Source organism: Streptomyces sp. NPDC093591 (assembly GCF_044764885.1).
Lineage (GTDB): Bacteria > Actinomycetota > Actinomycetes > Streptomycetales > Streptomycetaceae > Streptomyces.
In genome coordinates, this window is sequence record NZ_JBIWIY010000012.1 from 229,854 (window position 1) to 243,462 (window position 13,609).

12 protein-coding genes are annotated in these 13,609 nt (G+C 70.5%); 10 read left to right on the forward strand and 2 right to left on the reverse strand.

The annotated features are described in order from the left end of the window. The first annotated feature begins 12 nt into the window (after positions 1 to 12). The 5 genes from ACIREI_RS26035 (at position 13) to ACIREI_RS26055 (ending at position 4,294) form a co-directional block, all read left to right on the forward strand. On the forward strand, positions 13 to 285 hold the full coding sequence (locus ACIREI_RS26035; protein ID WP_023552153.1) for a phosphoribosyl-ATP diphosphatase: 273 nt from the start codon (positions 13 to 15) through the stop codon (positions 283 to 285). Positions 286 to 333: 48 nt separating this feature from the next. Next, positions 334 to 1,182, forward strand: a complete 849-nt coding sequence (hisG, locus tag ACIREI_RS26040) for an ATP phosphoribosyltransferase (RefSeq protein WP_403337246.1) — start codon at positions 334 to 336, stop codon at positions 1,180 to 1,182. Positions 1,183 to 1,201: 19 nt separating this feature from the next. Then, a complete protein-coding gene (locus tag ACIREI_RS26045; RefSeq protein ID WP_403337249.1) occupies positions 1,202 to 1,660 on the forward strand; it encodes a PH domain-containing protein in 459 nt (152 codons plus the stop codon). Positions 1,661 to 1,883: 223 nt separating this feature from the next. Beyond that, positions 1,884 to 3,209 (forward strand): hemolysin family protein, encoded by a 1,326-nt coding sequence (locus ACIREI_RS26050; protein ID WP_403337252.1) that lies wholly within the window; start codon positions 1,884 to 1,886, stop codon positions 3,207 to 3,209. Next, positions 3,206 to 4,294, forward strand: a complete 1,089-nt coding sequence (locus ACIREI_RS26055; protein WP_403337255.1) for a hemolysin family protein — start codon at positions 3,206 to 3,208, stop codon at positions 4,292 to 4,294. Before ACIREI_RS26050 ends, ACIREI_RS26055 begins: the two co-directional genes overlap by 4 nt. A gap of 770 nt (positions 4,295 to 5,064) precedes the next feature. Here the strand turns inward: ACIREI_RS26055 and ACIREI_RS26060 are convergent. Beyond that, a complete protein-coding gene (locus ACIREI_RS26060; RefSeq protein WP_403337258.1) occupies positions 5,065 to 6,930 on the reverse strand; it encodes an AAA family ATPase in 1,866 nt (621 codons plus the stop codon). A gap of 431 nt (positions 6,931 to 7,361) precedes the next feature. Continuing rightward, positions 7,362 to 7,967 (reverse strand): uridine kinase, encoded by a 606-nt coding sequence (locus tag ACIREI_RS26065; protein WP_403337261.1) that lies wholly within the window; start codon positions 7,965 to 7,967, stop codon positions 7,362 to 7,364. Positions 7,968 to 8,223: 256 nt separating this feature from the next. Between ACIREI_RS26065 and ACIREI_RS26070 the strand changes: the two genes are divergently transcribed. The 5 genes from ACIREI_RS26070 to ACIREI_RS26090 all read left to right on the forward strand — a co-directional run bounded on the left by ACIREI_RS26070 (position 8,224) and on the right by ACIREI_RS26090 (position 13,445). Further along, on the forward strand, positions 8,224 to 9,177 hold the full coding sequence (locus ACIREI_RS26070; protein ID WP_403337264.1) for a hypothetical protein: 954 nt from the start codon (positions 8,224 to 8,226) through the stop codon (positions 9,175 to 9,177). A 37-nt stretch (positions 9,178 to 9,214) separates the two neighbouring features. Further along, positions 9,215 to 10,756, forward strand: coding sequence for an amino acid permease (locus ACIREI_RS26075; RefSeq protein WP_403337267.1), 1,542 nt, complete (start codon positions 9,215 to 9,217; stop codon positions 10,754 to 10,756). Positions 10,757 to 11,029: 273 nt separating this feature from the next. Continuing rightward, positions 11,030 to 12,400, forward strand: coding sequence for a peptidase C39 family protein (locus ACIREI_RS26080; RefSeq protein ID WP_403337270.1), 1,371 nt, complete (start codon positions 11,030 to 11,032; stop codon positions 12,398 to 12,400). 96 nt (positions 12,401 to 12,496) lie between these two features. Continuing rightward, positions 12,497 to 12,637, forward strand: a complete 141-nt coding sequence (locus tag ACIREI_RS26085; protein ID WP_403337273.1) for an SCO1431 family membrane protein — start codon at positions 12,497 to 12,499, stop codon at positions 12,635 to 12,637. A gap of 148 nt (positions 12,638 to 12,785) precedes the next feature. Next, on the forward strand, positions 12,786 to 13,445 hold the full coding sequence (locus tag ACIREI_RS26090; protein WP_403337276.1) for a TetR/AcrR family transcriptional regulator: 660 nt from the start codon (positions 12,786 to 12,788) through the stop codon (positions 13,443 to 13,445). Positions 13,446 to 13,609 lie beyond the last annotated feature (164 nt).

Below are 13,609 nucleotides of genomic sequence, written 5' to 3' on the forward strand. Positions count from 1 at the left end.
CTGAGCGTCACCATGTCCAAGAAGACGTTCGAGGAGCTCTTCACCGAGCTCCAGCAGAAGGCCGCCCACGGCGACCCCGCCACTTCCCGCACCGCCGAGCTGGTCGGCAAGGGCGTCCATGCCATCGGCAAGAAGGTCGTCGAGGAGGCCGCCGAGGTCTGGATGGCCGCCGAGTACGAGGGCAAGGAAGCGGCCGCCGAGGAGATCTCGCAGCTGCTGTACCACGTCCAGGTGATGATGGTCGCCCGCGGCATCTCCCTGGACGACGTGTACGCCCACCTCTGAGCACCAGCACCCCGCACCCCGTAAGAGCGAACGAAGGAAGCCGACCTCATGCTGCGCATCGCCGTCCCCAACAAGGGTTCCCTGTCCGGCCCTGCGGCGGAGATGCTGCATGAGGCCGGCTACCAGCAGCGCCGCGAGTCCAAGGAACTGCGGATCGTCGACCCGGCCAACGACGTCGAGTTCTTCTACCTCCGCCCCCGCGACATCGCGATCTACGTCTCCTCCGGACAGCTCGACATCGGCATCACCGGCCGTGACCTGCTGATCGACTCCGGCGCCAACGCCGAGGAGATCCTGCCGCTGGGCTTCGCCCGCTCCACCTTCCGCTTCGCCTCCAAGCCGGGCGTCGCGAAGGGCGTCGAGGACCTGACGGGCAAGACGGTCGCCACCTCCTACGAGGGCATCGTCGCGGGGCACCTCGCCGACAGCGGCATCGACGCCTCCGTCGTCCACCTCGACGGTGCTGTCGAGACCGCCATCGAGCTGGGCGTCGCCGAGGTCATCGCGGATGTCGTCGAGACCGGCACCAGCCTGCGCAACGCGGGCCTGGAGGTCTTCGGCGAGCCGATCATGAAGTCCGAGGCCGTCGTCATCCGCCGCACCGGCGCGGACGGCGAGGACCCCAAGGTGCAGCAGTTCCTGCGCCGCCTCCAGGGCGTCCTGGTCGCACGGACGTACGTGATGATGGACTACGACTGCCGCGTCGAGCAGCTCGAGAAGGCCGTCGCCCTCACCCCGGGCCTGGAGTCCCCGACCGTCTCCCCGCTGCACAACGAGGGCTGGGTCGCCGTCCGGGCCATGGTTCCGGCCAAGGAGGCCCAGCGCATCATGGACGACCTGTACGACATCGGCGCCCGGGCCATCCTGACGACGGCCATCCACGCCTGCCGACTCTGAGTCGAGGGACCGTACACCGATGTCCTCCGAACTGCCCACCCTGCCCGTCACGTTCCGGCCGGGCCGCACCCGGGCCGTCCTGCTCACCGCGGGCGTCGCGATCTTCGTCGTCATCACGGCGGTCGCGCTGCTGCTGGAGAAGCTCGGCCCGGGGGAGCGCCTCAGCTTCATCTTCACCGGCGCCCTGATGTGCGGCGTGCTGGCCATGCTGGCGCGCGTCAAGGTCGTCGCCGAAGAGTCCGGCGTCACCGTGGTGAACATCGCCGGCAGGCGCCGTCTGGAGTGGGCCGAGATCGTCCAGGTGAACCTCCGCCCGGGTGATCCCTGGGTGTTCCTCAACCTCAGTGACGGCACCAGCCTGCCCGCGCTCGGCATCCAGCCGGGCATCGCCAAGCAGCGTGCCATCGCCGACGCGCGTGCTCTGCGGGCGCTCGTCGAGGCCCGCGCCGTCAAGGACCCCGAGGAGCATCAGGGCTGAGTCCGAGGGCCATCGGGGCTGACTCCGGGACGTTCACCCTGCCGTAAATCCCCATGTCTTGATTAATCTGTTGGCGGAGGCGTTTTCTGGCGCCTCCGCCCCTGATGTTCCATCCGGACTTCAGAGGCCCCCTGCTACCCGAGGAGTGATTCCCTCCAGCGATGGACGGATCGTCCTGTAGTACCTGCGCCGCCCCCTCCCGACATACCGGGGCGGCGGCATCATGAGCACCCCCTTGCTGCTTCTGGCAGCCGCGTTCCTCCTGATTCTCGCCAACGGCTTCTTCGTGGCCGCCGAGTTCGGCCTGGTCACCGTCGAGGCGACGGACGCCGAGAAGGCCGCCGCCGAGGGCGACCGACGGGCCCGCAGGGTCGCCGAGTCGCTGAAGGAGCTGTCCTTCCAGCTCTCCGGCACCCAGCTCGGCATCACCATCACCTCCCTCGTCGTCGGCATGCTCGCCGAACCGGCGCTCGCGGAGCTGCTGGGCGGCCCCTTCACCGCGATCGGCGTCCCCGAGGGCGCGGTGTCCGGCGTGGCCGTGGTCGTCGGCATGCTGCTGGCCTCGGCCGTGCAGATGGTGATCGGCGAGCTCGTGCCCAAGAACTGGGCGGTGTCCCGGCCGATGCAGGTCGCGCGCTTCGTCGCCGGCCCGCAGCATGTGTTCGCACGTCTGTTCCGCCCGGTGATCGCCGCGCTGAACTCCGTCGCCAACCGTCTCGTGCGCGCGCTGGGCATCGAGCCGACCGAGGAGCTGGCCTCCGCCCGCACCCCCGGCGAACTCGTCTCCCTGGCCCGGCACTCCGCGCAGGCCGGTGCCCTGGAACAGGACACCGCGGATCTGTTCGTCCGGACGTTGTCGCTCGGCGAGCTGACCGCTCAGCACGTCATGACGCCGCGCGTGAAGGTCAGCGCGCTCCAGTCGTCGGCGACCGCCGAGGACGTGGTGAACCTGACCCGCGCCACGGGCCTGTCCCGCTTCCCGGTCTACCGGGAGAAGATCGACGAGATCGTCGGCATGGCCCATCTGAAGGACGCCCTGGCGATCCGTTCGAGTGAACGCCTGCGCACCCCGGTCGGCCGTATCGCCCGCCCGGCGCTGCTGGTCCCCGAGACCCTGCCGGTCCAGCCCCTCCTCGCCCAGCTGCGCAGCGAGCAGCCCATCGCCGTCGTCGTCGACGAGTACGGCGGCACGGCCGGGGTGGTCACTTTGGAGGACATCGTCGAGGAGATCGTCGGCGAGGTCCGCGACGAGCACGACGGCCAGGACCTGCCCGAACTCGCCGCCGCCCCGCCGGAGGACGGCCGGCCCGCCTGGGACGCCGACGGCAGCTGCCGCGTCGACATCCTCCAGCGCATAGGACTCGATGTGCCCGAGGGGCCGTACGAGACCGTCGCCGGACTCGTCGCCGACCTGCTCGGGCGCATTCCGGCCGTCGGTGACAAGGCGGAACTGCCGGGCTGGCGGCTGTCGGTGCGCCGGGTCGGCCACTACCGCGCCGAGCGCGTCCGGCTGGTCCGGACGGGGTCCGTGGTGGAGGTCGCCCGATGAGCGTGCTCCAACTCCTCTTCGCCGCGCTGCTCGTCCTCGCCAACGGCTTCTTCGTCGGCGCCGAGTTCGCCCTGGTCTCGGTCCGCCGCAGCCAGATCGAACCGCTGGGCACGGCACGGGCCCGCCAGGTTCTGTACGGCCTGGAGCGGCTGCCGCAGATGATGGCGGCGGCCCAGTTCGGCATCACCGTCTGCTCACTGACGCTCGGCGCGGTCGCCGAACCGACGGTGGCACATCTGCTGGAGCCGGTGTTCGAATGGATCCACCTGCCGCACGGCATGATCCACCCGCTCACCTACGTCATCGCGCTCGCCGCCGTCGTCTTCTTCCACCTGGTCATCGGCGAGATGCTGCCGAAGAACCTGGCGATGGCGGCTCCGGAGAAGGTCGCGCTCTGGCTCAGCCCGGGTCTGGTCTACTTCGCCCGGTTCTGCCGGCCGATCACCGTGGCCCTCGGCGCCGTCGCGCAGGCCATCCTGCGGCTCTTCCGCGTCGAGCCGAAGGACGAGGTCGAGGCGGTGTTCACCAGCGAGCAGCTGAACCGCCTGGTCGAGGACTCCGGCCAGGCCGGGCTGCTCGACCCCGAGGAGCAGGAACGTTTGGAGGACGCGCTGGAACTGGGCTCCCGCCCGGTGACGGACGTGCTCCTCAAGCGCGAGTCCCTCGTCACGGTCAGCCCGTCCGTCACCCCCGGCCAGATCGTCGCGCTCACCGCCCGCACGGGGTACTCCCGGTTCCCGGTGGCGGCGGAGAACGGCGCCTTCATGGGCTACCTCCATGTGAAGGACGTACTGGATCTGGAGCAGTCGGAACGGGCCGTGCCGCAGCACGTGTGGCACCCGATGACGACACTGCGTTCGGAACTGCCGCTGGACGACGCCCTGACGGTGATGCGCCGTGCCGCGACCCACCTGGCCCAGGTGGCCGACGCCTCCGGCAAGGTCCTCGGCCTCGTCGCGCTGGAGGACGTACTGGAGCTACTGGTCGGCGAGGTACGCGACCCGGCGCACCGGGAGCTGCCGGAGGTGCGGGTCACGGGGCCGAGGCTGAACAGCGGGGAGCCGGAGGGGGTGCTGGCCGGCTGAGGGACGCCGCCTTCGAGGGCGCGCGCCAGAGGGCCGGTCGGCTGGGGAATGCCGCTTTTGAGGAGTGGCGCGCCGCAGGGACGCCGCCTCTGAGGAGCGACGAGCCGAGGGGCCCCGGCTGGCTGATGGGCGCCGCCCCGTGGCAGTCATGCCGCGCAGGCGGCGCCGACTCGGCGGTGCCTGCATCCCGCGCATCCCAGGGACGGCCGTGTGGCCGGGGCGGCCGCGAACTTTTTCGGGGACCGCGCGGCCTGTTGTGGCCGGCGCCGGCGCGAACGCTCCGGACTCGCCTCGGGCCACCAGGATCCGCGCCGGCCTCGCGCCGTGCTCGAGCTCGCTTGAGACGACGCACCCGCGCGCTGCAACCGGAATCAGGACGCGGCCGCCGGGGCGGTGCCCGTGGGGAGGCGCTGCGCCCGCCCCGCATGCGCGCGGCCGTGTCGCTGGGGCGAGCTGCCTACCTGCCGGTGCTCATCCGTGCCCAGCCTGCGGGCAGGCGTGCCCCGGGTGGTGGCTGGCAGTGGCCGCCGTATGCCGCCCTACCGGTGGGCGGTCGCGTCGCGGGGCCATTCCCGCCTGGCGGCGCTCACCCGTGGGGGCTTGCGGGCGGTCGTGCCGTTGGGGGTGGTCGAGAGCGGTGCTTGTATTTCGTCCGTCCGGCGGGCATTCGTGCCGACGAGGCGGCTACCGATCCCAAGAGGGCGGCACCCGCTGGCGTGGCGAGCGTGACCCCCGGTGGCCACCACAGCACCGGGCACTGCACACGTCCGTCACATGGCCGACGGATCCTGCGGCCCGCGCCCCGACAGCACTTCCCCGTACGCCTGCATCAGATCGGGCAACCGGAGCGTCGACAGGTCGTCCCTCGTCAGTGCCCCCGGATAGGTCGTCAACCGCAGATCCCGGTACGCACAGCTCTTCTCGTACAGCGTCCGCAGGAACCGCCCGTTGCCCAACTCGTCGATCCACCCCTGGTCGACCACGTGCCCGGCGATGGACCGCAGCTCATCCAGCGCCTCCTCGTCCCACACGTCCCCGTTCTCCGCGGCGAGCACCTCGCCGATCGAGGTGAGTTCGAGGGGACGGTAGGAGGGGAAGTCGACGCGGGTCGTGAAGCGCGAGGACAGTCCCGGATTGGCGGCCAGCAGACGGTCCATGCCCTCCGGATAGCCGGCGAGGATCACCACCAGGTGGTCCCGGTTGTCCTCCGCCCGCTTCAGCAGCACTTGCAGGGCCTCGTCGCCGTAGGCGTCGCCCTTGCCGTAGCCGGAGTTGGAGAGGGAGTACGCCTCGTCCACGAACAGGACACCGCCGAGCGCGGAGTCGATGAGTTCGTTGGCCTTCACGGCCGTCTGGCCCAGATACTCGCCGACCAGATCGGCTCGCTGGGCCTCCACGAGATGGTCGCCGCCGAGGAGTCCGAGGGCGTAGAAGACCCGGCCCAGGATGCGGGCGACCGTGGTCTTGCCGGTGCCGGAGGGGCCGGAGAAGACGAAGTGCCGTTTGGGCGGCTGCACCGGCAGGCCCTGCCCGGTGCGCAGCCGGGCCATGTTCAACTGGGCGGACAGCGCCTTGACCTGGCGCTTGACGGGCTCCAGCCCCACCATGCGCTCGAGCTCGGCGAGCGCCTCCTCGAGTAACCCGGGGTCGGTGGGCCCGGCGGGGATCGGCTGCCCCGGCACGGTCGTCTTCTCGCGCACCGCCGGATCCGCCACCGACGGCAGCGGTACGGCCGGCGGCAGGTCGGGGTCGGGAAGTCGCAGGTCCCGTCCCTCGAGGCCGAAGAGCGGGTCGAGCCCGTCGGGACCGTCGGCCATGTCCTGTCCGACCCCGGTGAGCGTGATCGCCGCGAGGTCGGCGGTGTCGTCGTAGCCGTCGCCCTCGGCGATCGCCGCGAGCCGGGCCGAGGTGTCCATGAAGGCGGGGTCGACGCGGTGCACGGCACGGTAGAGCGGGAGGGCGGCCGCGGACCGGCCCGTGCCCTCATGCGCCCGGGCCAGCCAGTACCGCAGCTCCTTGCGCTGCGGCTGCTCGCTGCGGCAGCGCATCAGCGCGGCCGACAACAGCGGCTCGGCCTGTCCGTACGTCTCCAGCCGTACCCGTGCCATACCGCCGAACAGGCCGGCCTCGATGCCGAGCAGCGGGTCGTCGAGCAGCGGGTCGGTGTGCCGGACGAGCTGCTCCCAGTCCTTGACCAGGTAGGCGCGGCAGGCGTGCAGGAAGCGGACCTGGTGGTCGGTGTCCACGGGCGGCAGCCCGGCGAGCGCGCGGTCCAGCTCCGGGACGTGCCGGCCGTCCAGCCAGTGCGAGGCGTGTGCCAGCAGCAGATCGCGCGGGCTCTCCAGGACCGGCTGCACCCACCATCCCAGCCAGTACCAGGAGTTGAGCGTCCGCCGATGCCGGGTGCGCTGTTCCCCGAAGCGCTCCCGGTGCCGGAACATCCGCAGCAGCGCGGTCGTCGTGTCCACGCGCAGCGCGTGCAGTCCCAGCCAGCCGTCGGCCATCCCGGGATCGATCCGCACCGCGGTACGGAACTCCTCCTCCGCCTGCGGATACGCCCCCATCGTGTAGGCATCCACGCCTCGCAGCCAAGCGAGGTCGGCCGGGGCCTCGGGGCCCTGCGTGCCGAAGTCCATCACGTCCCCCCACAAACCGTGCCCCCGTCGGTTGGCCGACAGGTCGCGTGTCGACCGCCAGAATCGAACCGCCGTACCGCGGACCGGAGTTGCAACGGTGCGCAGAGCAGCCGTCCGTAGGGCGCACCGAGGGCATCGTACCTGCGAGGGTGTGGCCCGCCCCAGGGTGCCGCACGGGCCGTTTGGCGAGGTGGGAGCAGATCGGGCCCACCGTGCTCGGTGACCGAGGGTGAGCGAATCGCGCCTCTCGGCGTCCGCGAGAAGGGGGTGAGGGCAGAACGAAGCCCCCGATCACGGGGGAACAACCGGGGGCTTCGCGTGTGTGGGCGGCTTCGAATGGCCGCACATTGAGAACGTAAGTCCTGTACGGCCCCCGGGTCAAGCCGAGTTGAAGCACCCTGAGAAGTTCTCCCGCAAGGCTCTTCACAAGTTCAGCACATTGCCGATGGTCCGTCACCGTGCGTGATGATCTGGTCCGGTCCAACGGTCCCTGCAGGCCCAGGAACCACCTCATATCCCTTGCCGCACTGCCGAACCAGAAGATCGGCGAACGGCCGCGAGGGGTCATCGGCGAAGTGCTTGCGCTCCGCCCCGACCCACCCGTCCCAGAACTCCCGCTGCTCCTCCCCGTCCCGCGAGCGCCCCCGGCTCCACGACTCCTCGTGCGCCAGCTCCATCCACAGCAGCCGGGCGAGATACGGACGCAGGGCCCGGCGGCCGGCGCCGACGCCCTCGATGAAGATCACCGGGGCGGGCGGCAGGGCGACGGGAGCTCCGAAGTGGCGGGTCCGCCAGTCGTAGGGGGTGTAGTGCGCGGTCTCGCCATGGGCGAGCGGTTCGATCACCTGGGCCAGCAGTCGCCCGGTCCACTCGAACAGCTCGTCGTGGCTGGCGATGTCGTCGAGGTGCAGTACCGGGGCGTCGCCGAGCGCGCGGGCCAACTGCCCGGCGAACGTGGACTTTCCGGAGCCGGCGTGCCCGTCCACACCGACGAGGCGGACCGGGCCGCAGGACGGGGGGAGACGGCGGAGCCGCATGGCGAGGTCGTGAATCGTTTTTCCTGAAGTGTGACGAGGGTGGGCATATTTCGTTGGAACATTCTAGTAGCGGGTGAAAGCGGGTGGTAGGGCGGATGAGAAAAGGTGTCGCTTTGAACTAGCTGCCGGAGCTCCGCAATGCCACCGAAAAACTCCGGCCGCCACAGCGAAATGTGCGTTCCGGTTGAGTCCCCTGCTGAGTAAGGTGCCTGGTGCGCAACTGTGAGGTGCCGTAACGGGGGATGGGCTGGGACAGATGGCCGCGGGGTTATTCGAAGGGCAGTATGTGTGGCATCCGGCGGCCGACGACCGCTTGCTCGCGAGCGTATGCGTCGATGTCCGTGCCGGCCGTTGTCTGAGCGCCCGCGACGCGCTGGCCGAAACCCACGGCGACTTCGCCCTGCGCGCCCACCGCTCGCTCGTCCTCGCCTCCGAGGCCGCCGACTCCGACCTCGTCGAGCGCTGGCTCGCCGAGGAGCCCGGCCCCGAGGCGGCGCTGCTGTGGGCCCGGGTGGCGGTGCTGCGGGCGCTGCGCGCGGCCGACGTGCGTGACCCGCGGGCCGAGGCGCTGGAGCGGATAGCGCTGGCCGCGTGCGAGCGGGCCGCGACGGCCGACCCCGCCGACCCCACGCCCTGGGTGGCCAAGCTGGCGATGGCCCGGCTGCACCGGCTGCGCGACCAGGCGCCGCGCGGGCTGCTCACCGCACCGCCCGGGCCGTGGCGTCTGTTCGCGCACATCCTCTCCCTCGACCCCTGGCACCGCGAGGCCCATCACCGCTTCCTGGCCTGCTTCTTCACCCGGCACGGCGGCTCCGTGACCGCCGCCTGGGACGTCGCCGCCTTCCTCGGCCAGCGCGCGCCCGACGACTCGCCGCTGCGTCTGCTCCCCCTGGTCGCCCTGGTGGCGAGCTACGACCCGACCCAACTGCTCGCCGACCGCGTCTGGGAGCAGCCGCAGTGGCGCTCGACCGCCCTGGCGATCCACCGGGACTGGCTGCCCACGGTGGCCGAATACCGCTTCACCCCGGTCCTCGACCTGGCCTACCTCGCACACGCCCTGGTCATGGCCCGGCGGGAGGAGCAGGCACGCGCCGTCTTCGCGGCGATGGGGCCGTACGCCTCCCGCATGCCCTGGTCCGTCTTCGGCGATCCGGCCGAGCAGCTCTCCCGGGCGCGCCGCGCCTGCGGACTGCCCGTGCCGGGCGACTGACGTACCGCAACCCCCCACCAAGAGAAAGGTCCGACCCGTGTCAGAAGGGATATCGCCGCCGCGTGCCAAAGCGCGCGGGGGAGCGGTTCCGATCGCGCTCGACGACGACGCGACCCTGCATGCGATGGGTTATCCGAGGAAACTCACGCGCCGCTTTCAGGCATTCGACAATTTCGCCATCTCATTCACCATCATCAACATTATCTCGGGTATCTTCTCGGGCTTCGGATTCGGCCTGAACGCGGGCGGTCCGAGTGTTCTCGTCTTCGGCTGGATCGGCGTCTCCGTCATGGTGCTCTTCGTGGGAGCATCGATGGCGGAAGTCGCCTCCGCCTATCCGACGAGCGGCGCGCTGTATTTCTCGGCGGGAAAGCTCGCCAAACGGCACAAGGGCGCGTGGTCCTGGTACACGGGCTGGCTGAACTTCGTGGGCCAGGTCGGCGGCACGGCCGCCACCGGGTACGCCGCCGCCACCTTCCTCCAGGCCTTCATCGCCCTGCAGTGGCCCTCGTACGAGCCGACGCCGCACCGGACGGTGCTGATCACGGCCCTGATCATCGTGATCCAGGGGCTCGCCAACACCTACACCGTGCACCTGGTGGCCGTACTGAACCGGATCTCCGTGTGGTGGTTGCTGAGCGGACTCGTGGTTATCGTGAGCGCCCTGATCGTCATGCCCGAACACCATCAGTCGGCCTCGTTCGTCACGCATTTCGCGAACAACACCGGTTTCACGAGCGCGCTTTACGGCGGGATGCTCGGACTGCTGGTGACCAGCTGGACCTTCACCGGCTTCGACGGCAGCTTCCACATGTCCGAGGAAACGGTCCGGGCGACGGTCAACGCGCCGAAGGGGATCACACGGGCGATCGGATACTCGGCGATCGCCGGACTGCTGCTGATGCTCGCATTGGTCTACAGCATTCGTGACTACGACCGTGTGGCGAGCGCCGACGCGCCTCCCGTGCAGATCCTGATCGACGGGCTCGGCCTGGGAACCGCCAAGGTGGTGCTGCTGATCGTCATCGGCGCCATGCTCTTCTGCGGGCTCGCCAACCTCACCAGCAACACCCGGCAGATCTTCGCCTTCTCCCGGGACGGCGCGATGCCCGGCTCCCGCTGGTGGCACTCGGTCTCGCCGCGCACCCGCACGCCCGTCAAGGCGGTGTGGCTGGCGGTGGCCTGCTCGCTGGCACTCGTGCTGCCCGGCTGGTGGTCGCACACGGCGTTCACCGCCATCGTCAGCGTCAACGTGGTCGGACTCTTCCTCGCGTACGCCGTGCCGATCCTGCTCCGGCTGCGACTGGGCGACGAGTTCCAGCCAGGGCCCTGGCACCTGGGCCGGTGGGGGCGGCCGGTCGGGGTCGTCGCGGTGACCTGGATCCTGTTCAGCAGCGTTCTGTTCATGCTGCCGCAGGCCTCGCCGATCACCGCCCACTCCTTCAACTACGCGCCGATCGCCCTGGGCGTGGTCCTGGCCGTGGCCACGGTGTGGTGGTTCGCCGCCGCCCGCCGCCGCTTCCACGGCCCGGTCAGTTACGGCCGCCCGGATGAGGTCGCGGCCATGGACCTCGTCTGACGAGGCGTCACAGGAAGGGCCGTCACGGTCTCGGCGTACACCGTCGCGGCGGTATACGCCGAGACCCCGGCTCACCCATCTCGCCCCGCGTGCACGGAGGTTGGGTGGCTTCGGCGCGCGGGCGGCCGCCCGGGGTCGTGCCAGTGGTCGACACCAATATTCGTAGGCGCGCCAGGGACGCGAGTGCTGGCAGACGCCGCCGCCTGCGGCCATAGTTGGCGGACAGCCGTGCACTGGACCCGCCCGACTCGGACACCTGGGGGTCTTCCGCCCATGAGCAGAGCCGAACAGCCGTCCCGCAGAACCGTTCTGGCCGCCGCGGTCGCCGCAGCCGTCGCCGGTGGTGCCAGTTCAGGTCCGGCGGCCTCCGCCGACACCACCGCCGAGGGCGTGGAGCCCGCGCAGGCCCCGGCCCGCACCGTCGACAACCGTGCCTGGACCACGTACACCGACTGGCGCGGCGGCGCCGCCGAGGGCACCCGCGCCGTCGCGGGCGCCCGCCCCGGCATCGTGATCGCCACCCCCGCCGGCACCACCGACTACACGGACCCGCACACCGGCAGGAGGGCCCGCTGGGAGTACGCGACCTGGACCTCCCCCGTCCACCGGCTCTCGGTCCCCGCGACCGAGGTGATCGCCTCCTGGAACGCGCACACCCCGGCGGGCACCTGGCTCCAGATCGAGCTCAAGGGAACCTACTCCGACGGCACCACCACTCCCTGGTACGTGCTGGGCCGCTGGGCCGCCGGTGACCAGGACATCCGGCGGACCTCGGTCGACGACCAGAGCGACGGCAAGAGCAGCGTCTGGACGGACACCCTCGCCCTCGACGACCCGGCCACCGGGCTGCGCCTCACCTCGTACCGGCTGCGGCTGACCCTCTACCGCAAGCCCGGCACGAAGCTGACCCCCACCGTCTGGCGGGTCGGTGCGATGGGCTCCGACGTCCCCGACCGCTTCACCGTCCCGGCCTCCGCCCCCGGCCTCGCCCACGAGCTGGCCGTCCCGCGCTACTCGCAGGAGACCCACGTGGGCCAGTACCCGGAGTACGACAACGGCGGCGAGGCCTGGTGCAGCCCCACCTCCTCGCAGATGATCATCGAGTACTGGGGCGGGCGCCTCACCCCGGAGCAGCTGGCCTGGGTCGATCCCGCGTACGCCGACCCGCAGGTCTGCCACGCGGCCCGGTACACCTTCGACTACCAGTACGACGGCTGCGGGAACTGGCCGTTCAACGCCGCCTACGCGGCCACCTTCAAGGGCCTCCAGGGCGTCGTCACCCGGCTCGGCTCGCTCACCGATCTGGCGACGCTGATCGCGGCCGGCATCCCGGCCATAACGTCCCAGTCCTTCCTGGCGGGGGAGCTGACCGGGGCGGGGTACGGCACCGCCGGGCATCTGATGACCGTCATCGGCTTCACCGCCCAGGGCGACGTGATCGCCAACGACCCGAACTCACCGAGCAACGAGGCGGTGCGGCGCGTCTACAAGCGGCGCGAATGGGAGAACATCTGGCTGCGGACCAAGCGGTACGACGCCAGCGGCAAGGTGGTCTCCGGCACGGGTGGCGTCTGTTACCTCTACTTCCCGGCGACTCCGACGCCGCGCCAGCGCGCCGCGCTCGCCGCGGTGGGCGTGCGCTGAGCGATCGCCCGCACGGAGGGCCCCGGGAAACCGGGGCCTTTGTGCTGTGAGCAACCTCTCTGCGGCAAAAGCCGTTCCCGATGGCAAGGTGGGCATATGACCGCGCACTCAGTCACCGCCACCCGTGTCCGCACCGGCGGCCCCAAGGATGACGGCCCGAAGGTCGTCGAGCACGTCATGGGCTGGATCCTCGTGGTGGCCGTCGCGATGCTGGTCACCCAGCTCGGCCTGCTGTGACCTGACACACACCGGGCGCTTTGACCGGACATATGTCGACCGCGTCGTGCGGCGACTCCACCAAAGTCGATCAGACTCGAACGACCAGCTGGTGTACGTCTGCCATACTGCCGATGTCCCGCCGCCCGTCGGAAATCCAGGGTCTAAATTGAATATTAGTCAACAGCGTGACGCGGCCCGTCCCCGGGCCCGCGGCACCGAGCGCTCGATGGCGCGCCGTGCCGAACTCATCACCATCGGGCGGAAGTTGTTCGCCGACACGTCGTACGACGCCCTCTCCATGGACGACATCGCCCGGCAGGCTCGTGTCGCCAAGGGGCTCATCTACTACTACTTCCAGTCCAAGCGCGGGTACTACCTGGCGATCATCCAGGACTCCGTCGCCGACCTGGTCACCTTCGCCGCGAGCGGGCTCGAACTCCAGCCGGTGGACCGGGTCCACCGCACCATCGACAGCTACCTGCGCTACGCCGAGCACAACCAGTCCGCCTACCGCACCATCGTCAGCGGCGGCGTCGGCTTCGACACCGAGGTGCACGCCATCCGGGACGGTGTGCGTGAGGCGATCGTCGCGACCCTCGCCGATGGGGCGTACGGACGCACCGACATCGCCCCGCTCGCCCGTATGGGCCTGCTCGCCTGGGTGTGCAGCGTCGAGGGTGCCACCCTGGACTGGATGGACCACCCCGAACTGAGCCGCGACACCATGCGTGAGCTGCTGGTGAAGACGCTGGGCGGCGCCATGCGCGCCATCGAGGAGATGGACCCCTCCTACCCGGCCCCGGGGCCCGCGCGCCGGGAGGACTGACGCGGCGCGCGGAGGGTGAAAAGTTTCCTGGAGTAAGCGGTCGTTAACTAGTGACTCGATGTCCCCGATCGGGCATACTCACCGCAGAGCCGCTGGTCAGCAGCTTCCGCGACCCGGGGGCGGAGTACCGGCCGGCATCCGAGCCACTAGGCGGAGCCGCCCCA